Annotated in this window: 20 protein-coding genes and 1 pseudogene; 6 read left to right on the forward strand and 15 right to left on the reverse strand. The window is 65.3% G+C overall.

What is annotated here, in order from left to right; all coding sequences use genetic code 11:
- Window positions 1-43: 43 nt before the first annotated feature.
- Complete coding sequence (locus AB0N22_RS06125) at window positions 44-703, forward strand: hypothetical protein (RefSeq protein WP_364637189.1); 660 nt, start codon at window positions 44-46, stop codon at window positions 701-703.
- A 41-nt stretch (window positions 704-744) separates the two neighbouring features.
- Here the strand turns inward: AB0N22_RS06125 and AB0N22_RS06130 are convergent, their stop codons facing one another.
- Window positions 745-2,061 (reverse strand): DUF222 domain-containing protein, encoded by a 1,317-nt coding sequence (locus AB0N22_RS06130; RefSeq protein ID WP_364637191.1) that lies wholly within the window; start codon window positions 2,059-2,061, stop codon window positions 745-747.
- Between the two features lie 293 nt (window positions 2,062-2,354).
- Here AB0N22_RS06130 and AB0N22_RS06135 point away from each other — a divergent pair, with 293 nt between their 5' ends.
- Window positions 2,355-4,274 carry a hypothetical protein gene (locus tag AB0N22_RS06135; protein WP_364637193.1) on the forward strand — a complete coding sequence of 640 codons (1,920 nt, stop codon included), beginning with the start codon at window positions 2,355-2,357 and terminating at the stop codon, window positions 4,272-4,274.
- Window positions 4,275-4,337: 63 nt separating this feature from the next.
- On the opposite strand, the gene AB0N22_RS06140 is transcribed toward AB0N22_RS06135, so the two are convergent.
- Both AB0N22_RS06140 and AB0N22_RS06145 read right to left on the reverse strand, forming a co-directional pair.
- Complete coding sequence (locus AB0N22_RS06140; protein ID WP_364637195.1) at window positions 4,338-5,270, reverse strand: NADP-dependent oxidoreductase; 933 nt, start codon at window positions 5,268-5,270, stop codon at window positions 4,338-4,340.
- Window positions 5,271-5,312: 42 nt separating this feature from the next.
- Window positions 5,313-6,011 carry an SDR family NAD(P)-dependent oxidoreductase gene (locus tag AB0N22_RS06145; RefSeq protein WP_364637197.1) on the reverse strand — a complete coding sequence of 233 codons (699 nt, stop codon included), beginning with the start codon at window positions 6,009-6,011 and terminating at the stop codon, window positions 5,313-5,315.
- Window positions 6,012-6,112: 101 nt separating this feature from the next.
- On the opposite strand from AB0N22_RS06145, the gene AB0N22_RS06150 reads away from it, so the two are divergent.
- Complete coding sequence (locus AB0N22_RS06150) at window positions 6,113-6,976, forward strand: helix-turn-helix transcriptional regulator (protein ID WP_364637199.1); 864 nt, start codon at window positions 6,113-6,115, stop codon at window positions 6,974-6,976.
- 61 nt (window positions 6,977-7,037) lie between these two features.
- Here the strand turns inward: AB0N22_RS06150 and AB0N22_RS06155 are convergent, their stop codons facing one another.
- A complete protein-coding gene (locus AB0N22_RS06155) occupies window positions 7,038-7,754 on the reverse strand; it encodes a hypothetical protein (RefSeq protein WP_364637201.1) in 717 nt (238 codons plus the stop codon).
- 180 nt (window positions 7,755-7,934) lie between these two features.
- Here AB0N22_RS06155 and AB0N22_RS06160 point away from each other — a divergent pair, with 180 nt between their 5' ends.
- Window positions 7,935-8,591, forward strand: coding sequence for a DUF3841 domain-containing protein (locus AB0N22_RS06160; RefSeq protein WP_364637203.1), 657 nt, complete (start codon window positions 7,935-7,937; stop codon window positions 8,589-8,591).
- 35 nt (window positions 8,592-8,626) lie between these two features.
- Here AB0N22_RS06160 and AB0N22_RS06165 read toward each other — a convergent pair whose 3' ends face one another.
- The 8 genes from AB0N22_RS06165 to AB0N22_RS06200 form a co-directional block, all read right to left on the reverse strand.
- On the reverse strand, window positions 8,627-9,001 hold the full coding sequence (locus AB0N22_RS06165) for a hypothetical protein (RefSeq protein WP_364637205.1): 375 nt from the start codon (window positions 8,999-9,001) through the stop codon (window positions 8,627-8,629).
- A 112-nt stretch (window positions 9,002-9,113) separates the two neighbouring features.
- Complete coding sequence (locus AB0N22_RS06170) at window positions 9,114-9,896, reverse strand: hypothetical protein (protein ID WP_364637207.1); 783 nt, start codon at window positions 9,894-9,896, stop codon at window positions 9,114-9,116.
- On the reverse strand, window positions 9,893-10,540 hold the full coding sequence (locus tag AB0N22_RS06175) for a hypothetical protein (protein ID WP_364637209.1): 648 nt from the start codon (window positions 10,538-10,540) through the stop codon (window positions 9,893-9,895). Before AB0N22_RS06175 ends, AB0N22_RS06170 begins: the two co-directional genes overlap by 4 nt.
- Window positions 10,537-12,207 (reverse strand): NERD domain-containing protein/DEAD/DEAH box helicase, encoded by a 1,671-nt coding sequence (locus AB0N22_RS06180; protein WP_364637211.1) that lies wholly within the window; start codon window positions 12,205-12,207, stop codon window positions 10,537-10,539. The genes AB0N22_RS06175 and AB0N22_RS06180 overlap by 4 nt, the downstream gene beginning before the upstream one ends.
- Before the next feature lie 13 nt (window positions 12,208-12,220).
- Window positions 12,221-12,364 carry a hypothetical protein gene (locus tag AB0N22_RS06185; RefSeq protein ID WP_364637213.1) on the reverse strand — a complete coding sequence of 48 codons (144 nt, stop codon included), beginning with the start codon at window positions 12,362-12,364 and terminating at the stop codon, window positions 12,221-12,223.
- A complete protein-coding gene (locus AB0N22_RS06190) occupies window positions 12,361-12,720 on the reverse strand; it encodes a hypothetical protein (protein ID WP_364637215.1) in 360 nt (119 codons plus the stop codon). The genes AB0N22_RS06185 and AB0N22_RS06190 overlap by 4 nt, the downstream gene beginning before the upstream one ends.
- Complete coding sequence (locus tag AB0N22_RS06195) at window positions 12,720-13,898, reverse strand: hypothetical protein (RefSeq protein ID WP_364637217.1); 1,179 nt, start codon at window positions 13,896-13,898, stop codon at window positions 12,720-12,722. Before AB0N22_RS06195 ends, AB0N22_RS06190 begins: the two co-directional genes overlap by 1 nt.
- Window positions 13,899-13,990: 92 nt before the next feature.
- Window positions 13,991-14,449, reverse strand: a complete 459-nt coding sequence (locus AB0N22_RS06200; RefSeq protein ID WP_364637219.1) for a helix-turn-helix transcriptional regulator — start codon at window positions 14,447-14,449, stop codon at window positions 13,991-13,993.
- Window positions 14,450-14,560: 111 nt separating this feature from the next.
- On the opposite strand from AB0N22_RS06200, the gene AB0N22_RS06205 reads away from it, so the two are divergent.
- Entirely contained in the window at window positions 14,561-15,844 is a 1,284-nt protein-coding gene (locus tag AB0N22_RS06205; protein ID WP_364637221.1) for a VWA domain-containing protein, read from the forward strand.
- A pseudogene (locus AB0N22_RS06210) lies at window positions 15,841-16,643 on the forward strand (N-formylglutamate amidohydrolase). The gene AB0N22_RS06205 and the pseudogene AB0N22_RS06210 overlap by 4 nt, the downstream one beginning before the upstream one ends.
- An 803-nt stretch (window positions 16,644-17,446) precedes the next feature.
- Here AB0N22_RS06210 and AB0N22_RS06215 read toward each other — a convergent pair.
- Genes AB0N22_RS06215 through AB0N22_RS06225 form a run of 3 tightly spaced genes read right to left on the reverse strand, consistent with a single transcriptional unit; the run spans window position 17,447 to window position 22,502 of the window.
- On the reverse strand, window positions 17,447-17,782 hold the full coding sequence (locus tag AB0N22_RS06215) for a hypothetical protein (protein ID WP_364637223.1): 336 nt from the start codon (window positions 17,780-17,782) through the stop codon (window positions 17,447-17,449).
- The gene (locus AB0N22_RS06220) at window positions 17,779-20,385 is read right to left on the reverse strand and encodes a DEAD/DEAH box helicase family protein (RefSeq protein ID WP_364637224.1); all 2,607 of its coding nucleotides are present in this window, start codon (window positions 20,383-20,385) and stop codon (window positions 17,779-17,781) included. Before AB0N22_RS06220 ends, AB0N22_RS06215 begins: the two co-directional genes overlap by 4 nt.
- On the reverse strand, window positions 20,382-22,502 hold the full coding sequence (locus AB0N22_RS06225) for a DNA methyltransferase (protein WP_364637226.1): 2,121 nt from the start codon (window positions 22,500-22,502) through the stop codon (window positions 20,382-20,384). The genes AB0N22_RS06220 and AB0N22_RS06225 overlap by 4 nt, the downstream gene beginning before the upstream one ends.
- Between the last annotated feature and the right edge of the window lie 3 nt (window positions 22,503-22,505).

The following is a 22,505-nucleotide window of genomic DNA, read 5'->3' on the forward strand; positions in this document are numbered from 1 at the left end:
AAGCCGGGCCTGCACGGCGAGATCGTGTGGGAAGGTGTTCGCCATGCAGATCCCACGGACCCGCGGCTTCTACGCGGCTGTTGTCATCTTCGTGCTCACGTTCATCCAGCTGCTGGTCGGCGCGTTCGCCGGACTGGAGCAGTTCGAGGGCAAGGGCTTCGGCTACCGCCTGCTCGCCTATCCCCTGATGATGCTGATCGTCCCGGCCGTCTGGTGGTGGCGCGACCTGGGCCGGCTCAAGACGCCTGCCGAGCGGACCTTGAGCCTGTCAAAAGGCCAGCGCACCCCCGCTCACGAGCTGCCGTGGGGTGCGTTCGCGCTCATCATGACGCCGTTCCTGATCGACGTCTCCGGCAACACCGTCGACCTGTATGACTCGGTGGACTGGTGGGACAACGCCAACCACTTCTTCAACTGGCTGCTGCTGCTCTGGGGCTGCGGGCTGCTGCTGCGCCTCATCTGGTCGGGTCCGGCGTGGGGTCTCGTCCTCACGATCACCGGCCTCGGCGCGATCCTGGCCGTCGGCTGGGAGCTTGGTGAGTGGTACACCTTCATCCGGCGCGGCACCGAGCTCGACGGGGCGTACGAGGACACGCTCAGCGACGAGCTGCTCGGCACGATGGGCGCGCTGATCGCGGGGCTGATCGTCGGGCGCAAGCACAAGGCCGATGAGCACGTGGAGGACACCGCGTCGGTGGTGTGACCCGGCCCGGGGCATGCCGGATGAGCCCTGACTGCGAGGGCTCAGGCGGCGGTTGACGTGGGCAGATCGGCGCGGAATCGTGAGTTCCGCATCGGCCTTCGTCTGGGGTCGATCGATGCCGGCGGGACGTACTCGGGGTAGCCGTCGCCGGCGAACCTGACCTCCCAGTCCTCGTCCGCGTGGATCACCCGGTGGTGGTGCGCGCAGATCAGGACGATGTCACCGAGGTCGGTGGCCCCTCCTCTCGCCCAGTGCTTGCGGGCGTGATGCCCGACGCACCATGACGGTGGCCGGTCGCAGCCGGGGAAGGTGCAGCCGCGGTCGCGCTTCTCGGCGGCGCGTCGCTGGGCACGGTTGAACAGGCGCTGCTCGCGGCCACAATCCAGTGGGAGTGGCTTGCCGTTGAAGACCATCGGCAGCAGTCCGTGCTCGCACGCCATGCGGCGTGCCTCGTACGCCGAGACGCGGCAGCCGGTGGAGAGGGTGCCGGCCTTGAGCTCGTCGATGAGGCTCGCGAGATCGATGTTGACGGTCACCGTCACGCCGACACCCGCGGTGTCGGGCAGCTTGTCAGCCGGCAGGTGCTCGATGAGCGTGCAGAACGCGCTGGCCATCTGCTGGCCGTAGGTTGGCTTGTCGTCGAGGACGGCCAGCATCGGATTGTCCTCAGCCTGCTTGACCTGTGGCGCGTTGAGCGCCTGCAGGGCGTTCCTGAGCATCTCGCCCTGCGCCTCCGGGATGACGAACTCGCCCTTGTAGGTGCCGTCCTTGCGGTCGGCGATCCAGAAGTAGGAGCTCTTGCGGGCCCGCTTCTCGCGCTGGGCCAAGGTCTCGTTCTCGTGCGCGTCGACCTGGTCGGGCGCGAACGTCTCGGTGATGCGGTCAGCCCGGCGGCTGAGGTCCTTGAGGCTGAGCCTCTTGGCATCATCGAGCAGCTGGGTCTCGCATCCCTCGCGCTGCGCCTCGCTCGGATCGCCCGGCAGGTCCTTGACCCTGTCGGCGATCAACTCGGCCTGGGCGAGCGACACCTCACCGCGGGCCAGCGCCTGCCGGGTCGCGGACAAGTCCTCGATCTTGCGGGCCTGCTTGAGCAGCCTGGCCGCGGCTCCGGGGTCGCCGCCGAAGCCATTTGCGATCATCGCCCCGGTCGAGGCGGCACCGATCGTCGATGCCGCCTCGGACCGATCCGCTGCGGCGGCTGCCACCAGCTGGTGCGCCTTGACCCGTGACTCGAGGCGACCCAGAGCCTCACACGCGGCGATCTGCTCACGCGGGCTCATGCGGTCGTACGTGCTGAGGTCGATCGCGTCCAGGGCTCGCGCGACATCCGCGAGGGTCGGAGGCGAGACTTCGAACATGTGTTCTAGTCAACCAGAAATCGGCCGGTCGCGCAAGACTCGGGCCAACATTTTTCGCTGCTATTGCAGTCGTTATCGGACATCGATCAGTGCCCAGTCCCAGCCTACAGATCCTCCCGGACAGCAAAGAGTGTCTGGACCCGAGCCTGTGCACAGCCCATCTGGCCCACAGGAACTAGTACAAAAGCACCAGATAACTCGGGTACGCCAACCGTCGTTGATCGTGTGATCACGCACACACCAACAGCGTTGCGTCCCCGGGGGGACGCTGTCTCAGCAGAAGGAAGCCTCCCATGTCCCTCCGTGCTGTCACCCGCGCCCACCGCGGCGCCCGGACCCGCCGCCTCCCAGTGGCTCTCCTGGCAGGGGCGCTTACGGCGGCCCTGGCCACGGCCATCACTCCGTCCGCAAACGCCGCCACGTCCGTCACACCGACCGAGCCGGGCACACCGCCCGTCGTCCGCGAAAGCTCGGTCGCGCTCAAGGTCGACCAGGGCGCACTCTCCTACTACCGCACGTTCTCGTCCCAGGCCTTCACGCCGCAGACCCACCTCGCCACGGTCATCGGCGCCACCGTGTGCCGCGGTGACCTCCCCACCGGGACCAACAACTCGCCTCGTACGACGCTGACGGTCACCGCACCGGACGGGTCCACCGTGCTCACCTCCAGGAGCCCGGTCCGCGCCACCGACCTGGCGAGCCTGGGTGCCAGTCCGAAGGGCGCTCCGCTCAACCCGCAGCCGGCGCCTGCAGCGACGAACTATCGCGGCGACTTCCCGACCACCGACGCCAACACCTCCCACGGCTTCTCCGACACCGTGGACCTCAAGGGCAAGCCGGCCGGCATCTACACCGTCACCACAAGCACGCAGCACATGGTGCGTACGCTCTCGACCTGCTCGATCGGCCGCCCCGGCCCTGATGGCAAGAGCGTCATCAGCGGACCCGAGGTGACGACGCAGACGTTCGAGTACCGCCCGTGGCAGGTCGACTTCGTCGACATCCTCGGCAAGGGCCGGGTCTCCGCCAACACCAACCCGGCGGAGTTCACGTTCTCGATCGGCAGCAAGAAGTCGGCCGTGCACGCTCGCAACGACGACAACGAGCAGCGCTTCTACACGCTGCCTGATGGCAACTTCGCGCTGCCGAGCGATCCGGCCGAGTGCGTCGCCGACGTCGAGTCCTGCCTGCCCGTCCAGGCGCGTGACTGCGAGCCTGCTCTCGGCTGCGTGCCGCGCCTCATGACGATCAACAAGCACGAGACCGCGGCCGACAAGGACGTGCTGATGGGGGTCTTCGACCTCGACACCAAGGCGTTCATCGCCGCGGTCAGGATCGACGGGACGAGCCGCACCCTCATGTCGGTCGGCACGGCCAACGACGCGGTGTACGACGATCTGCTCAAGCAGCTGTCCGCAGCTGCGGCCGAGCAGGGCATCGACCTGGCGAAGATCCTCGCCACCGAGGTCTCGGTCGACAACCAGGACCAGCGCCTGTCGCTGAGCCTGCTCAACGGGCTGCAGCTCGACCGGACCAGCGGCAAGGGCGGCATCCGGATCAGCTCGGACGCCACCGCGCAGGCCGGCATCGTGCTCGACATCTACAGCTCGCTGCGGCTGTCGGGCGGTGCCTGCGTCGCCAACTCGGCGAGCTCGACGACCGAGCCCAAGCGCTACACCCGCAAGGAGGACAACGGCTACAACGTCACCAAGACGGACCTGCTGCCGCGCGTCCCGACGGCGGGACCGCTCGGTGCGCTCGCCGGTGGCCCGGTCTATCACGTGACGGGCAAGTTCTCATCGAACGCCCTCGTCAACACGGCCTCGGCCGTGGTCGGCGTCGACACCGCCACGGACGAGCCCAACGGCTACCCGGTGTGGATCCAGCCGTTCGTCAGCTCACCGATGCACGTGGCGAAGCCGCGCACGATGGACTTCCTGGGCACGGGCACCTGGTCGGCGAGCGAGACGCCGATCGGCCAGGGCTGCCTGGTCGTCGACCTCCTCGTCGGCACCGGCGTCGCGGTCTACAACAACCCGCTGCCGGTCGGCCTCGGTACGATCTTCGATCCGCTGGCGACTCCCTCACCGGAGGCGCAGAAGCTGACCGACGCCGTGTCGGACGCCGCTGACAGCGTGGTCGCGACGGTCACGGCTGACCCGACGGTCAGCTCGCTGCTCACGCAGCTGACCGATCTGCTGCCGCTGGCCTGACGCACAGAACAAGACCGGGCCGTACGCCACGCGAGTGACGTACGGCCCGGTCTGCTGTCTGGGTCAGTCGATGGTGATGACGAGCTTGCCGCGGGTGTGACCGCTCTGGCTCTGCCCCCACGCCTTGGCAGCATCGGCCAGGGCGTACGTCTCGGCGATCTCGACCTTGAGCGTCCCGTCGTCGAACATCGCCGCGAGCTCGTCGAGGTCGTCCACGTCAGGCGAGACGAAGACGTACTGGCCGCCCATCTCCTTGACGACCGGGTCGATGATCGAGACGAGCCGGCCCTTCGACGAGTCCGCCAGCAGGTCGGGGCTGACCTCGAGGTCTCCGCCGTTGAGGTCGAGCACCGCGGTCACGCCGTCGGGGATCGCCTCCCGCACCCGCTCGACCAGCCCTTCGCCGTACGTGAACGGCTCGGCGCCGAGTTCGCGGAGGTAGTCGTGGTTGGCCTCGGACGCCGTGCCCAGCACCCGGGCGCCGAGGGACTTCGCGATCTGGACCGCGAACGAGCCGACTCCACCAGAGGCTCCGTGGATCAGGACCGTGTCGTCCTTGCCGACATCGAGCGCGTGCACGAGGCACTGGAACGCCGTGAGGCCGGCGAGCGGGATCGCCGCCGCCTCGGCGAAGCTCGCGTTGCTCGGCTTCTTGGCGACCGTACGGATGGGGGCCGAGACCTTCTCGGCGTACGTGCCGCCGCTCACGGCGTCCTTGCGGACATACCCGAAGACCTCGTCGCCGGGCTCGAGCGTGGTGACCGAGGGGCCGACCGCCTCGACGACGCCGGCGACGTCCCACCCGGGTGTCACCGGGAGGTAGACGTCGAGCATGCCGTCCATGCCTCCGGTCGCGAGCTTCCAGTCGACCGGGTTGACCGAGGTCGCCTTGACCTGAACCTTGACCCAGTCGGGTCCGATCTTGGGCTCGGCGACGTCGGTCAGCTCGAGAATCGCGGGGTCGTCGCCGTATGTCGTGTAGGTGATTGCCTTCATGCTTCGACCGTACCCAGCGACCCCCGGATCACGCTCTTGGCGTCAGCCCCAGGTGATCTCGCCGTCGCGGTCGACGAGGCGTCCCGAGCCGTGGCCTGGACCCTCGGTGGCCAGCTGCACGATCGCGTCGGTCCCTTCGGTCACGGTCTGCGGGCCGCTGTGGCCGTTGAAGTCCGTGGCGGTGTAGCCGGGGTCGACGGCGTTGATCCGTACGTCGGGCAGTGCCTTGGCGTACTGGGTCGTCAGCATCGTCAGCGCCGCCTTGGACGCGGTGTAGGCCGGCAGCACCAGCTGCGACTCGGCGCGCGACGGGTCGTGGGTCAGCTCCAGGGAGCCCATGCCGCTGGTGACATTGACGACGACGGGGTCGCCCGACTTGCGCAGCAGTGGGAGGAACGCGGCTGTCGTACGTACGACACCGGCCACGTTGACGTCGAGCACCTCGAGGACGTCCTGGCCGGTGAGCGCCTCAGCCTCGCCCATGGGGCCAGAGATGCCGGCGTTGTTGATCAGCACGTCGATGGCGCCCTCATGGGCGGCGACATCGGCGGCCGCTGCGGACACTGACGCCTCGTCGGTGACGTCGATTGGGACGAAGCGGACACCGAGGCGCTCCGCGGCTGCGGTGCCGGCCTTGTGATTGCGTGCTCCCAGCAGGACGGTGTGGCCGAGCTCGGTGAGTCGGCGGGCGGTCTCGTGTCCGAGGCCCTTGTTGGCTCCGGTGATGAAGGTGATGGTCATACGTCCATCGTGGGTCGGCGCCGACCGCCGCAACAGGGACGGCCTGACGGTAGGAGCAGCAGTACCACCCAGCACGCCCACCACCGCGTCACACTGGAGAGGTGACCACTGACTCGACCGCTCTCGGTACGACCTTGCGGGCTTGGCGCGATCGTCTGTCGCCGGCGGCCGCGGGTCTGCCCGCACGACATTCGCGTCGCTCCCCGGGCCTGCGACGCGAAGAGGTGGCCGAGCTGGCCGGCGTGTCCGTGGACTATCTCGTGCGCCTCGAGCAGGGCCGCTCGACGACCCCGTCCGCGCAGGTCGTCGCGGCGCTGGCCCGGACGCTGCAGCTCACCGACGACGAGCGCGACCACCTCTACCGACTGGCCGGGCTCGCTGCGCCTTCGAAGGGGCACGTCCCCCGGCACATCCCGCGAGGCGTCCAGCGCGTGCTCCACCGGCTCGACGAGAGCGCCGCCGCGGTCTTCGCCGCCGACTGGCAGCTCATCTGGTCCAACCGCGGCTGGTCCGCGCTCTTCGGCGACCAGTCGTGCGTGGCGCCGGAGCGGCGCAACTTCGCGAAGGACACCTTCCCGATCGACGACGGGCCCCGAGGCCTGTCGCAGTGGACTGTCGTCTCGTCCGACCCGGACGAGATCGAGGCTGCCGTGGTCTGCGACCTGCGGAGGGCCACCGGACGGTTCCCGAGCGACCCGCACCTGGCCGCCCTGGTCGCTGAGCTGCTGGCCCGCAGCGCAAGGTTCGCCGAGCTGTGGGGCGCCGGTGCCGTCGGCGCTCATCGCGAGGCGCACAAGATCGTCCACCACCCCGTCGTCGGGCCCATCACGGTCGACTGCGACGTGCTCTCGGACAGCGACGCGGACCTCAAGATCGTGGTGCTCACTGCCGAGCCAGGCTCTGAGGACGAGTCGCGGCTCCGTCTCGCCGTGGTCTCCGGCGTCCAGCAGGCTGCCGCACTCTGATCCGTACACAGTCCGGCCGCACACCCCTGGATCGTGTGCGGCCGGACGGCATGGTGCTGGATCAGTGGATCCAGTCGTTGGTGTTCTTGTTGGTGACCGGGTAGTCGAAGTTGTCGTTCTGCACGTCGTCACGGTTGACGAAGCTGTGGTCAATGAAGTCCTGCACCTTGAACGTGTCCTTGCCCGGACCGCCGACGAAGTTGTCGCGGACCGGCAGGGCCTCGTGCGACTCCATGGTGTCGTCTCCGGACCCGCCGTGGTGATAGTCGATGCCCTCGTACCCGCCGAGCGTGTCATTTCCGTCGCCGCCGAGAAGCTCGTCGTCGCCGTCGTGCACGTTGGGGCCCGCATAGCTCGTGAGAATGTCGTTACCCTCTTCGCCGCGCATGATGTCATCGCCGGCGCCACCGTTGATGATGTCCTTCTCGGTGCCGCCCATGATGAAGTCGTCGCCCGCGTCGCCCAGCACCAGATCGGCGCCACTGCCGGTGTAGATCTCGTCGTGGCCGTTGCCGCCGTACACACTGTCATCGCCGCCGGCCGACATGATCTCGTCGTCGCCGCCCATGCCATGGATGACGTCCTTGCCGGTCGTGCCGGAGATCTTGTCGTCGCACTCGGTCCCGTACGTCGTGACGCCCGGCTTGGCGATGATGACCTTGCCGTCGGTGCAGGGGGCAGCCTGCGCCGCGGTGCCGGTGGCAGTCAGGCCGACGACTGAGATGGCGCCAGCGAGAGCCAGCTTGGCAACGGTGCGGAAGGTGGTGTTGGTAGTCATGATTTCGTCCTTGGAGGTGAGTTGTCAGCTCCGGACGTTTGCCGGGCTCATGGATAAGAGCCCCCGCCTGACAGAAGCTTGCAAAAATTTCTGCATCAATCTGGATTGTTTCGTTCCGGGCGGCACCAAACACCCAACAGCTCGGTGGATCTGTCGCATCCTCGCCATAGAGTGAAACGGATGACGACCTACGCGTTGCCGCTACCTCGCGCGCGCTTCAGGCCGGCGTGGGTGTCGACCAAGCACGACCCTGAGGGCCCTGACCTTCTCCTGCAGTCCGTGCAGCATCGTTCCGTCTTTCAGGACCTCCTTCGGACTGGCATCCACCGGCCCGGCCGGTGGCCGAACGATCACGATCTCGCCGAAGGCTACGAGTGGATGGCTGGCCAGATGGAGCAGCGACTCCCCACGACGGGCGAGGGCATCGTCTGGATGTGGGCGCAGGGTCGGCGGGCCGACCTGAAGACGATGGGTCTTTCGCGCGACGACGTGCTGCTCCGGTGCCGAGTCCCTCGCGATCGCGTCCTCGTCTCCCACTTCAGCGACTGGCACTGCGTGCTCAACAGGACCTTGCTCGTCGAGTCTCTTCCCGGTGAGAGATCGGACGCGTACGGGCGCCGCGTCGAACCCCTGTTGGATGAGTTCTTTGAGCGTCTCGACGCGCACGGCCTCACCCACGCGCCTGTCGATACCTGGCCCGCGTACCTTCGCGAAGAGGTGGAGGCCTCCTGGCTGTCGATCTTCGAACCCTGTCAGTGGTCCGGTCGCGATCTCCTCCAGGCAACCCTCCACGAGATCCGCGCCGAGGATGTTGTCGGCGTCAGCCGGCTGCGTTGATCGACTGTTACCCGCCGATCCATCCGATGTCGGAACTAGCCGTCCTGCGACGTCTCGAAGTCCCACCACTCCGAGCCCAGGCTTGTATGACTACTGATCTCTCCCAGCATGGTGGCGGTTCGGGTCATCACGATCGCAAGATCTTCGGGTAACTGTTCGAGGCAGCGGGCAGCCTCGAGTAGCACCTCAGAGAGTGCAACACCGACGGCAGGCGACACGAGACATTGGAAAGCTACTGCGTCGGCCGCGGTGGGAGTGGCGTTCGGGTTTCCTTCCTCGCCGATGTTCCAAGGACCGGTCTCCAGCGCGCTCAGCCCGAAACGACGCAGTCTTGACGCTGCGTCGCGGATCAGCTCCGCGGGCGAGTGGTCGATGTCCAATGCCAGTTGCACGCGAGATTCGACGCTCATCCTGGGATGATGCCTTAGGCGACGAACGATCGCTACTGAGACAGTGGCCGTCGGCCCACGTCGCCACCGCATCTGTCCCTGGTACGTGTCGACCTGATCCAAGCAGCTGGTGTCAGCTGCGGTCAGGTGCAGGCCGCCATGCGAGTCCGTCGCGGTGTGGGATCCATGAGGCCAACAGGCGAGTCCGCTCGAACCGGCCGGACGTGACCGTCACCGGGAACTCCATCTGTCGATCGTCGTGCCACCCAACGTCGATCAGCACGTCATGGTCGCCGATGTCCGGATCCGGCCTACCTCCGAGAACGTCGTCGCCCGTGGCGAGGATGACAGTTGTTGCGGAGTGCCGGGCGAGATAACGAAACGCGCCGATCCAGTCTGCCCGTCCGTGGGCCATGTCCTCGACCTGTAGTGCTTGCATGACCCGATGTGGGGCGAGATCGACTCCATCGAGCACCAAGAGATCGAGCGGACGACCGAGGTCGGGCGGGGCCGCATGGCGCAACCCTTCGACGAGATCGAGATCGGTGCCAACGATGTCGAACAGCCGGGTCTCGCTCAGCTCGAAACCAATCGCTGTCCGGTCCCCCGCCGCACCGTCCACGAGCTGCTGCACGGAGGTCTCGGCACCGGTTGCTACCACGCTGAGGCCGATCTGTGAGCTGGATCTGTGCAGCGATGCGTAAGTGATGCTTCGGCGATCGATCAGCGAGGCAGCCGCAATTCCGTCGATGACGGACGACCTCTCTCGCAACGGGCCTCGAACGACCCACAGCCCTCCGAGCGCTCCATCGCCCACAGCCTCGTGCAAGAGACGATGCCCTGCGGAGATGCGACGTTCGGCATAGAACCGTTCGCGGTCGATGGCATCCCGCGTGGAGAACAGCGTTGAGGTCACGACGTGGGGGCCCCTCGGTTGCTCTGAAGTCGCCACACCGCATGATCCAGGTGCGTGACATCCGCGAAGGGCGATGTCACTTGGTGCAGAAGCGACCGTGCGAGCTCCTCGCTCACGTCTGGCTGGTCCAAGGCCTCGGCCACGTACCGACGGATGTGCACGTCGGCCTTGACGTCCGGATATCCCACCAGCATCGAGAAGTAGGCCCAGGTGACGCCGGCCAGACCGTGGACGCGCATCCACGCTGCCTTGGCGTGCTCACGAGTCTCGGGGTCCGCAAGGTCTGAGCTGTGCTGCACGCCGACCGCCACGAGTGCGCGCGCGGCGTCACCCACGACCTCGTACTTTCGGCGCCCGCTGAGCACAGCGTCGTTCCGAGCAACATCAGCCAAGCCGCGGCCCGCCGGAGCGGCCAGGGCATTCAGGTCATCGGCAGCCCCGTCGCGCTCCGCCCGCCACCGAGCGACCACTGCCCTCACCCCCGTTGCCTCGGACCCGTACTTGGCCTGCACCGAGTAGGTAGTGTCGATCAGCGCAGCCTCGATGTCGTTCGGGTATCCGCCCGGCCAGTGCGAGTCGACAGGCTTAGGGAAATCAGCATCGATCCTTCGCTGCAACAGCTCGACTTGGCGTTCATCGCTCACGTTGCTCGCCCACCCCTCAGTCGCTTCAGCACGGCAGGTCCGCCGTGATCCTCGATGTGCTTCGCATCGCCGCACACGACGAGAAGGTCCCGGGCGCGGGACAAGCCGACATAGAGGCGCTCCTTGGCGCGTTCCTGGTCGGGCTTCTCGTTGACGGCCAGGATGACGGCCGGCCGCTCAAGTCCCTTGAACCCCGAGACGTGCCCGTAGAACACCTGGTCCTTATCCCAGAACGAGTCCCAATAGGCCTCCCAGCCGTCTTCCTGCCGAGCCTTCTGCTCGGGGTGGCGCTGGCCGGTGGCGAGCACAGCGATGTCAGACGGCTGCCAGCCTTCGTCGATGAGCTGGTCGACCATGTCGTCGGCGCGGTCGAGCGCGTCACTGTGATCGCAATCAACAAATCGCACCTCTTCGCCGTCGTGCTGGCTGACCCGCAGGCGATTGGGCGCCATGGACGAGAAGGTCTGAGAGATCTGCTTGGTGTTGCGCAGGTTGCGGTCGAGGATCAGTGGGACCAAGCCCGCCGGGGAGTCGCCGAACCGCTGGAAGATGCGCTGTCCCTCGTCGGTGAAGACGTAGAGACCGCCGTCCTCGTACTTCAGTGCCTCGAGCACGACGGGCCACCACGAGTCCGCGAAGTCCTGCGCCTCGTCGATGACGATCGCGTCGAACAGCTCGCCCCATTCCTTCTGGCGGACCAGCTCGAGCATCTCGGCTGGAAGGCGGTTCTCCCAGAAGTCCGAGTCGTTGTCGCTGCCCTCCGTAGCGCCCCAGGCAGTGCCGAGGCCGTGGAACGTGCCGACGTACGCAGGTTGGTCCTTGGGCCCGAACGTGCTGAGGCGACGCTTCATCCACACCGAGAGCCCGCGGGAGTAGCTCATCAGCGCGACCCGCTGACCTTGGCGAGCCAGGCGGCGCGCCTGCTCGACGGCGAGCCAGGTCTTGCCACTGCCCGCTCCCCCGCGCACCTCGACCTGGTCCACGTGCGCGATGAAGTCCAGGATGCGCGACTGCTCGAGGCTCAGTCGCTCGATCACCTCGTCGTGATCGGCGACGCGATCCGCCACGACGTCCGATGGTGGAGCCGAGATGCGCTGAGGCAGGAACCGGCCCTGCAAGGCTTCGTAGATCGCCGCGATGTCTGACCCGTCGCAGGGCCGCGCCTCGCGCTCCTGCAACGTGATCATGTTGCGCATGCGGCTGACCAGGTCAGGCATGTCGCCGCGGTCGACGACCATCCACCGGTGACAGTCCGGCATGTCGAACTGTGGATCGAGGCGTACGCCCGGCAGCACGATGCCGTGCGCCCAGAGGATCGGTCGCTTGCCGGCCCAGGCCATCGACTCCTCGACCCAGGTCTTGAGGATGTGCTTGGCCTTCATCGCCTGCTCGACCGGGTCGCGGCGCTTGACCCCGTCGGGCAGCTGCTGGAGCCAGGTTCCGTTCTCGACCCAGACCTGACCGCCCTTGATCTCCAGCACGACAACGCCGAGCCCGTCGAAGACCACGGCGATGTCGAGCTCGTAGTCACGCGCGTGATCGGTGAAGCGCTGGTTGGCGATCAGCAGGTCGTTGTCGCCGAGCTGGTCGCGGAGCGCGGTCCAGACCCGCTGCTCGGCGCCGCTGGCGAACTTCGGCTCTGCAGGCCACAGCATGGGATTCGGCATAGCTGCGATCCTGTCACTTCGTCGGGGCAGCGGGGCGGAAATCGGCAGGTGCCTCGAGCACCTCGGACGCGCGGGGACCACGGAGCTTGTCTGCATCGCAGATGACTCCCCCGGCCTCACGTACGTGCCACACGTTGTGGAACACGCGCATGGTCATCGCAGCAGCCTGGGCGACGGCAAGCGCGTCGGACGCATCGATGTCGAGGTAGATGTTCGGCGGCCGGACGTCTTTCCGTCGGCAGGCAAATTCCAACCGTCGGCGCGTGGACGAATCAGGTCGTCGATCGTGTGCCTCATGTCGTCGGGCAGGTAGGTGTTGCTGACCACCTCGCAGCGCACCATCCCGTCGCCGTACGCCAGGAGCTGGACGTACCGAGGGTGATCGTCGAAGTCGGCATCGAAACCGGGACGCGAGCTCTCGTCGACGTACACGGTGAAGATCGCGTCGTCCGGCATGGTCGGGAGGTGACGGGCGAGGGAGTGCTCCAGATCGTCCCAGCTGAACGTGTCCATCAGGCGACCTGCCTCTCGTTGCCGATCTCGGCGACGGCGGCGCGCATCGCCTGGGCGACCTTGCGCCACACGAGGTACTGCTCGATCAAGGCGTTCTGGACAGGACCGCGCTCGAGCTGCGAGGCCTTCTCGCGGGCGAGCTTGCCGGCCGCGGACGCCGCGTGACGCCAGGCGTCGAGGCTTCGGGTCGAGTCGTTCGTCAAGCCGCGAGCCATCTCGATCATCGCCTCGTGGGCGTCCGCGGAGCCGTAGACGAGGAGGAGCTGCTCGTCGACGCACGGCGGCTCGGCCGCCGGGGTCTCCTGCACCGGCTCACGACGTACGAGCTTGGTCGCGACCTTGGGCGCACGGTGCTTGAGGAAGTGCAGCGTCATGTCGATCGCGTCGCTCAAGTGCTCCGGCGCGAACGGGATGGCAGACACGGTCGTGGCCATGAACAGGGAGTCCTGGTGGAGGAAGAAGCGGAAGAAGTGGAAGCGGCTGTTGAGGACGGCGACCTCCTTGCGAGCGCGCTTGCGGTCGACATCTGAAGCGACCACCGCGAACACCTCGACCAAGGGTCGCGAGCCGCTGACCCGAATCGTGAGGCAGTCGCCCTCCCGATTGATGCCGATGCTGCCGTCTCCTCGCTTCTTCGGGACGTACCCGAGCCACTGAGTGAGCGTGCGGTCGACCCAAACGACCAGATCGTCGCGCGACGTGGGGACGATGCTCTCCGGGAGCGGAGCGGGCGTCTTGGGGGCGACGAGATCCTGCGGCGGGTCGACGAGGACGAGATTCCCGATCGGTACGTCGACGAATGACGGGTGGACGATCTGAAGCTCCTCGTGGAGGAAGGCGTAGACCGTGTAGGCCACGTGGTCGACCCTCGAACGCTCGACTGTCATCCGACCTCCGGACGCGACGACGCCGAGGGATCGCAGGCGAGCCCACGTCGAGCGGCGAATGCGGAGACGACGTGACTGCGAGACCAGACCCACGAAGCGTGCCTCGATCGACTCGTCGTCGACAGCGCAGAAGCGAACCCGCAGCGGCGACTGCTCCGCGGGCGGTGTGACCGCAAGGACGATCTCGTCGCCATCGCCCAGCTCGACCAGCCTGTCCGCCAGCCGCACGCGAAATGCGAGCCATGCGGCGTCAACAGCCCCGTCGACGACCTGCTCTTCGTACGATCCCATCGCCACGCTCCTGTCTCCTAGGTCTTATGCAAACCGTAGAGGCAGGGTCCGACAGAATCAATGCTGCCAGCATAATTCTGTTTATGAGACGCTCATGTCCGGCGAGACTGTTCCGCGACGATGTTCTTCATCGCACGGCGCTGGAGCTCGGACAGCACGTCGAATCGTTCCTCTGCATCGAACTCTTCGAGCAGGTCGAGCATCTCGCCGATGAGCACGTCGCGGTCGAACACGATCGACGCCGACAGTCGTCCGGGCGACCCCGGTTCGTCGCTGCTGTCGGGCGGCCCTTCAAGGCCGAGCGAGCTGTTCAGCCTTGCCGTGACCTCGCGAACGCGCCGCGGTTCCAGCCCGCCACCATCACTCGTAGGGATCAAGGCTTCGAAATCGAGCGGATCGATGCCGAGACCCCGCGCCAGCTTGGCGACCGCCTCGCGCGAGGGCTTGCGCATGCCCGTCTCGAGCTGCGACACGTACGGGTACGAGAGGTCGGCCGCGGCGGCCAGGTCGGACCGGGACATTCCCTTGCGCTTGCGGTACTCGACCAGCATTCGAGAAAACGTGGACGGGGTCCGTGACGTGCCTGACATGATTACGCTCCTTGCATAATGTCTGCGGAGTGCACTATGCTGCTTGCATAGCCTAACGGAAAGAGGTCAATGATGGAACTCAAGACACGCTTGGACCACGATCGCTATTTCTGGATCACGCCCGACCTCGATCAGAGCGACGCGGCAGCCGCACTCGTCGAGATCACCGCGCCGTCAGTGGATACCGAGCAGAAGCGCGGGGCCACGCACCTCGTGGTCGCCCTGGACCGCAGCGGCTCGATGGGCGGTGCCGAGATCGAGCACGCCCGCCGGGCTCTGTGCGACATCGTCGACCAGCTCGGACCGGCAGACTCGTTCGGCTTGGTGTCCTTCGACGACCGAGTCGAGCTCACCGTGCCCGCCGCTCCCGTGGCCGATCGCGAGGTGATCAAGCGGGCCATTCGCTCCGTCGACGCACGCGGCATGACCGACCTCGGCGGCGGACTGCTCAAGGCGCTCGAGGAGGCCAAGCGGCTGGGAGTGCCCGAAGGCGTTCGGGTGCTGCTGATCAGCGACGGCCATGCCAATCAAGGCATCACTGACGCTCAGGTGCTTGCCGGCTACGTCAGCAAGCAGCTCGATCGCCGCATCAGCACGTCGTCGCTCGGCCTCGGTCTCGGGTACGACCCTCTGCTGCTGACGGCGATCTCACGAGCTGGAGGTGGCAACGAGCACTTCGCCGAGGACGCCGACACCGCAGCCGGCCAGATCGGTCAGGAGTGTGGCGAGCTGCTCGGCCAGCGCTTCCTCTCAGGGCGCCTCACCGTGCAGCTCGGCACCGGCGCGACCCAGATCGACGTCCTTAACGAGCTGACGACCCAGCTCACGCCGGACGGCCTGCAGATCGATCTCGGTGGTTTCCAGTCCGACGAGACGAAGTCGCTCGTCATCCAGTTCGTACCGCGCACTGCGACGAAGCCCGGTCGACGCAAGCTTGCGACGCTGACGTTTGACTACCTCAGCACCCAGGATCTCTCAGAGCGCACCGTGCGTCACACGTTGTGGGCGCAGATCGCCTCGCCGTACGACTCCCCTGCCGCGCCCCGGCGGGACGTGCTGGCGGAGGTGTTGTGGCAGGAGATCCAGCGGCGCAAGCGCCGCGGCATGCGTGCCCTGAGCCGCGGCGACGTCCAGCGCGGCCGCCACCACATCACTCGTGCAATCGAGAAGATCAAGCGGTCCTGGAACGACATCCCGCTCGAGCGACGTGCCGAGTTCGAGGCCGAGATCGAGCTGCTGGGCGCCATGGAGCAGCGGGTCGTCGTCGAAGGAGTCGCCGGCTCGGCATTCGCCGCACGGGCGATGTCGAGCGACGTTCACATGAAGTCGCGCCGCAGCGGACGGCGCGGCGCATGACCGCTGCATTTCGCGTCATCGCGGGTCACCCGGACTCCTCGGTGGTCATCCACGTCCCCCACTCGTCGCGGACCATCCCGCCCGACGTGCGCGCGGCCATCACGCTCGACGATGCCGCTCTCGAGCGTGAGCTCGACGCGATCACCGACGCCCACACCGATGTCATCGCAGAGCGGGCAGCCTCGATCGCAGCTCTGCGGCCATGGATCTTCGTCAACGGCCTCTCGCGCCTGGTCGTGGACCCGAGCGGTTCCCTGACGAGCGGGAGGAGATGAACGAGGTCGGCATGGGCGCCGTCTACACCCGTACCTCCGACGGCTACATCCTGCGCGATCCATCGGCCGACGAGATCTCGGGGCTCGGCGACCGCTACTTCAGGCCATACGCGGAAGCACTGAGCGTCCTCGTCGACGAGCGTCTCGAGTCCGTCGGTGGAGTGACGATGATCGACCTCCATTCGTATCCGCGCGATCCGCTTCCGTACGAGCTGCACAGTGACGTACCGCGACCGGAGATCTGCCTTGGCACCGACCCGTTCCACACGCCCGACACGCTGACCGCGCTCGCCCGTTTGCGATTCGGCGGCTACGACACGGGCATCGATTCACCCTTCGCAGGGTGCTACGTCCCGCTGAAGCATTATGGCCGCGACCGCGCCGTGCGCGCCATCATGCTCGAGCTCCGGCGCGACCTGTATCTCGACGAGGCCGGCGAACCGTGGGCATGCGCCATGGGATTGCTTGCGGTGAGGCTCTCAGAGCTGTTGGATGAGCTCGACCGCGAGCCATTCTCTAGTTAGTCGGAAGGGGCGCGACCACCCGAGCACTAGTCGTGAGCATCCGATCTAGCTTCTCGACGTCGCCGGCGTGGTCATGATGGTGGCGTTGAACCGGCTGTTCCCCCTCACTAGCAAGCCGCCTTCTCATGTCGCCGATACGTTCGCGAACCGCGGTTTCGCTTCACTCGCGACCGTGGCACCTAGATGCCGCGAGCATCATCTCTCCCGACTGCGCCTACGATCGATGTCATGAGCGACGGGCTTTTCGATCTCGGCGAGGAATCCTCTGACCGGGTCCGACAGGTGCCGGCGCCCGCGCGGGAGGAACAGGTCGCCGCTATCCGGAAAGGCCTTGATGAACTCGGGCTTGTCTCGCAGGAGGACCGTAAAAGATTCGTAGAGTCAGTGGTCCTCTCCCCCGTAACTTCGCTGAGAGATTTGACCGCCGTCCAAGCGCGTCGCGTGGTTGATCGGCTCACGGCCCCTACGACAGATAGATCGACGGGTGGAAGTTCATGGGACAGCCGCGATCATGCCACCTGGATCGACAGGATGTAGTACCTGCTGCTCCGCTCCGCGCACTTCGTGGGCCATTCGCTCGGGGATCGTGCCGGCGAGGTCGTGAGAGTCCTCGGGATGAACAGCAGATACTTCGGCCTTGTGTGGCGGATTGTGAGGTCCGGACGCAGAGCGCTCGCAATGCGGTCGCGGATGACGCCTAGGCCTAGCTCGTCGATAGAGGTCGACTCGTTCAGGCCGCCATGAGCGGTGGGGCCTGCTGGTCGGCGTCGAATGCCAGCCCTGCGACACGGGCTCGCCACGTGCTACTTCTTCTTTTCGGAGGACTTCATGGAACGGTGCCCTTGGCCACCCCATACGCGATACCCCTGATGCTTGAGCCGGTTCGCGGTGCGTCGTTCTGCTCGCAGTGCCTTGCCCCGAGAGTCGAAGGTTTCGTCCGGGGCCAGGTCGGGACGCAGCTTCACACCACGCTTCGTCACTACGCGTGCCGCCTTCTGTCCCGCCATGTGCTTGGCGAATCGCTCTTCTGCCGAGTGCCACGTCTCTCCCACGTACACAGCACCCTTGCCGCAATCGCCGAGCCCGGTGTCGTCGAGCTCGATGACATACACCCGAAAGCGGTGCTCATTCGAGCTCATGCTGGTTGCTCAGCGTAGTAGTTTTCGGCGAACTGGGAGCTGTAGTACCAGTCGACTGTTTGACCGCCGACCTTCAACGCTCCCCGCACGTCCCCACTCTTCATGTTCAAGCACTTCATCACATTGCCTACTTTGCTGAGCGCTTCGATCCGGTGGAACGAGTCGCCGTGTTCTTCCGCGAATGCGGCGAGCGCCTGAAGCTTGACGAGCGAATCCTCCAAGTGGTGCCCGTGCGGGTCGACGATTGAGGCCTTCGTCTCACCCTCGACCTCGTGGAAGAAGATGAAGTCCGGGTGCATCGACCGCCAGTTGCCCGTCGCTTCATCGCGGTACGCGATGCCGAGCGAGTCGGCGGTCTGGCGAGGCGGGTTGCGATACCAAGCGATTGCACCTTCCCGGGCAATCTCGTGTTTCACAATCTCGCCCTCCCAGTCGTTGAGCTTCGTGATGGGCGCATCGCCGTTCTCGTCCGACATGAGGTGCAACTTCACCAGCTCGGCGCGAGTCGTCTGCCCGTGCTCGTCGGTCTCGACGTAGTCCTCGATCCGCGTCCGCGGCCGGCCGAGGCGATAGACTTGCGGCGTAGCCGCAAGCGCATTGATGTCGCGGTACTCTTGGCGTCGGTCGTCGGGCAGTGCCTCGATCGCGTCGGCGTGCTCCTCAAACAGGTCTTCGGCCATCTGGTCGGACTTCTTGTCTACGGCTTCGCGGACCTCCGGTACGTAAGAGAGAGCGGCAGTCCGGACGAAGGCGTCCCGCAACGCGTCGTCGCTGTCGTCGCCCGCGGTCAGGTGGTCGACGTACGCATTCGCAATGTCCGGGCCGAACGCCTTCTTGGCGTCATCGAAAGCGAAGCGGATTGCACGCTCGTCAGCCTGCTCAACGATGTCAACGTACTCAACACCCTTCGCCCCGAACTTCGCTGAGATCTCCTGCAGCCGAACGGCGAGCACTTCCTCAGTGGCGGCCTCGACTCGCGACTTGTAGGTGACCGCGGCCTCGTCAAGCACACGATGCATGCGCACTGAAACTTCGGCCAAGGCGTCCTTGCGCACCCCATCGGTCGATAGCGCAAGTGCGAGTGATGTTAGGCGCTTCACTGGGGACGTGCCGCGCTGCGGGATCGTCATCGTCGGAAGCGCGTCCCACAGCCTCCAAACACTCTCGGGCACACCCTTGTTCGGGGTCATCACGCATTCCTCAACGATCACCTTGCGGTTGGGTGAGTTGGGCACCCCATCCGTCTGCGCCGTGAGCAACTTGACCACGTCGCCAGCGGTCTTTCGATCGAAGAATGGCAGCAGGCAGTCGACCGAGTTCAGCTCGTCGTCGCCGGGGACGCGGCGAGCCAGCGGCGTACGGACCATGCGGCCCAGAAGCTGCTGGATGTGGTCGTGGTCCTTCGCGGGCCGGAACGACACGAGCACCTCTGCGCGAGGGCAGTCCCATCCGGTCGAGATAGCCTCTTTCGCGACGAGCACCCGCACGTGCGACCGGTCCTCCACGACTTGGGGCTCGATCCAGTCGACTTGGTACGAGCCAAAAGTCTGCGGGTTGTGCTCCCCAAGCACGTGCCGCACGGCGTCTGATCCCAGATCAGGCATCACGTCGAAGATCACGTCCAGCGCTTCGCCGAGCTTGTCGTGGTCGGGCGTGCTCGGGGCTTGGAGTACAAGGAGTGGCTTGACGACGTCAGGCAAGCCTTGCGACGTGCAGTACGCGTCCCATCGCTGCGAGGAGTGCTTGAGTTTTTGTGCGCCGCGACGGACGAGCATCATGTCAATTGCCTGTGCCTCCGCGGGGATGTCCACCTTGACGATGTCCTTGACTAGACCGGACTCCTGTACCTGGAACCCGCTGACTACAACTGGGGAAAGGTAGCGTCTGTCGCCGGACACGTCTGCATCGTCCATCGCGCCTTTGAAGTCGCCGATGGTGGCGCTGATGCCCCACACCACCGGGACCGGCGGATATCCAGCGTGCCCGTTGACCAGTCGCTGCACGATGGTCGACTTGTCCCGAGTCTGTTTAGTCCCGAATCCGCGGTGCGCTTCGTCGATGATGAGATAGAGCGTCAGGTCGGGGTCTTCAATCGTGTTGGCGATGGTCTGCCAAATCGTGTATCCCTGCAAGTCAGGCTGGACGCTCGAGTGGGTGCCTTCGAGGACGTCCGCCTCGTCAACGACCTCGTGTCCGCGGGTGAGAAGCGACGTCTTGGAGAGCTTCTGCGTGTTGAGGAAGTACACCTTTCCGGGCTCCAGCTTCGGCTTCGCGAATGGCGGCTCAATCGTCACGAGATCCGTCGACGTCACCTTGTCGGAGGCCTCCATGATCCGGAATCGCGTCTGATCGTTCAGGTTCGGGTTGTCGGAAAACCACACGACCACAGCACCCTCGTCAGGCTCGAAGTCGTAGTCGTCGTTGCCGAAGAACAACGACTCGATGACAGCCGAAGCAATGACGGTCTTGCCCGCACCTGTAGTGGCCGACAAGGAGACCGATGTCGGAGTCGCATCACGCCGATAGACCGTAGTCGCCTGGTCCAGTGCGGTGAGCATGTCCTCGAGGGCCGCTTGTTGATACGGCTTGAGCGTGAACTTCATCGTGCGGCCCTCGCAGCCTCGATCTCGAAGTTGCGGAGGTAAGACGAGTACAGACGGACCGGCTCAATGTGAGCCGGCAATTGCCGCACCATCGCCTCGAATAGACGGTCTTCGTCGGTAACAATAAACGCGTGCGTGAGTCCGTCCTGCGCCTCAACGGCTTTAACGAACTGCTCGCTCAGATCGAGGTTCGCGATGACACCGTATGCTTCGGCTACATCCCAACCTGACGTGATCTCGTCAATCCTGCGACCCCTCGAGCCCGCCCGCAACCACAGGAAAGGCGCAACCTTGGAGAACTCGCGATTGCTCGCTACACGAAGTGCGGACTCGTAAGTGAGTGTGAAGAACTCGACGTTCTCCTCAAATCCCTCGGCCATCGGAAACTCGTCTGTGAATTTGTAGTCGCCCCTGATCGGTTCGCCATCGGGAGTTTGCCCCGAGACTGCGGCTTCGATGCGCGGCTTAGTGATGTAGTCGCAAATGCCCCACATCTCCCACTCGGGGTCGCCGGGTCGATATCCCTCCTTTCGGAGCTTGCCCTGCTCATCAATGGATACTTCATTGTTGGTAACTGAGATGGAGCGGCGGCGCCCGCCGTCTTGCCTGTTCAGGCGCATCACGGCATGGGCCGTAGTGCCAGAACCAGAGAAGAAGTCGACAACCGTGGCCTCCACATTGTCTCCGACGAAGAACCGCAAGGCGTCCTCAACGGCGAACACACTCTTCGGAAACGGGAACTTTCGATCAGGAATGAGACTTCTGAGAAGATACGAGCCGCCCTTCGAAGCGTCGTGCGAACGGCGAAACCAGACCGACTTCGGCGGCACTGCGCGTTTAGCATCCTGTCCCGCCTCGAGCACAACAGTCCCATCTACGTGTCCTGTAACAACGAGTTCGCCGGTCTCGATTCGCGCAACCGCTGACGACAGGAGGTATGACAACGACGTGCCGTCTTTGCCCAGTCGGACGAACCCATTTTCAACAAGCCCCCGGAGCGACGTGTGGGATACTCGCCACCGTCCCTCCGAACCGTCCTTCCGAAGCGGCCAGATGGCGGTCAAGCCCTCGGGCACGACGACGCTTGAGCGAGGTTGCGACAACGGAAGGGGGTCCCCAATCTCGACGATCTTTCTAGCACCTCGGTCAACGAAGATGGGGTAGAAGAGATTCTTTGAGTCCACTCGGCGAGCACCGGTTCCACCACGCTGAAGCCGACTCCACATGTCGGGAGTTGCGACAGCGCTTGGTTCATCGCTGCTCATGTCGTATTCCGTGCGCGCGGGTGCAGAGTCACCGAGCGCGACGAAAAACAAGAACTCTTCGCTACGCGAGAATCCGTTGGCTCGTGGACTCCCTGCTGGGTTGATGATGCTAGTCACCATCTGAATCTTGGCATCTGGAAATACTTGATCCAGCAGCAATCCGAGTCTCAGGTACTCCTTTTCGTCGATTGTGACGATGAGGACAGACCGCGCTGGATCCAACAACTCTCGAGCTAGCAGGAGGCGGCGTTCCATCATCGCGAGCCATTTGGAATGTCGATAGTGGTCCTCGGACTCCACATAGTCGTTGTTGTACTTCCAGTCTTTCGCGCCTGTGTTGTAGGGCGGGTCGATGTAGATAGCGTCGACTGCGCCCCGGTGCGTGTACAGGAGAGACTGAAGAGCGTGATAGTTCTCGGCGTTGATGACGGTGTGGAAGGGCTTGTCGCCGCCGCGCTCGACCTTTCCGGTGGAGACAAGTCCGGGGTATATCGGATCGCGGAACTCGGCCACCACCACGAGGTCATCAACGACCACTGACCACGACTCATTCGGATCGTCCAGGGCTTCGACGTCCGCCCAGCGTTCGCCCCCCTCTGGATAGGTCGTTATGACCTTGAAGAGTCGTTCGTCTGCCGTTTTAGGCATCTGGCCGCGCTCAGGCAGGATGCGCACCTTGTCGTTCTTGCGTACTGGTCGGCCGGGCAGCTCGACCGCTTCCGGCGTGTGGCGTTCGAAGTTGAGACCGAAGGCGCGCCTATCGGCGAGGGCGTCGAATTCGCGTCGAAGATCAGCTGCAAGCTTGCCGTCCTGGTGAGCTACCTGTCGGATCAAATCGTTGAGTCGTGACACAGA

Origin of the sequence: Aeromicrobium sp. NPDC092404, assembly GCF_040684095.1 — a bacterium.
GTDB lineage: Bacteria > Actinomycetota > Actinomycetes > Propionibacteriales > Nocardioidaceae > Aeromicrobium.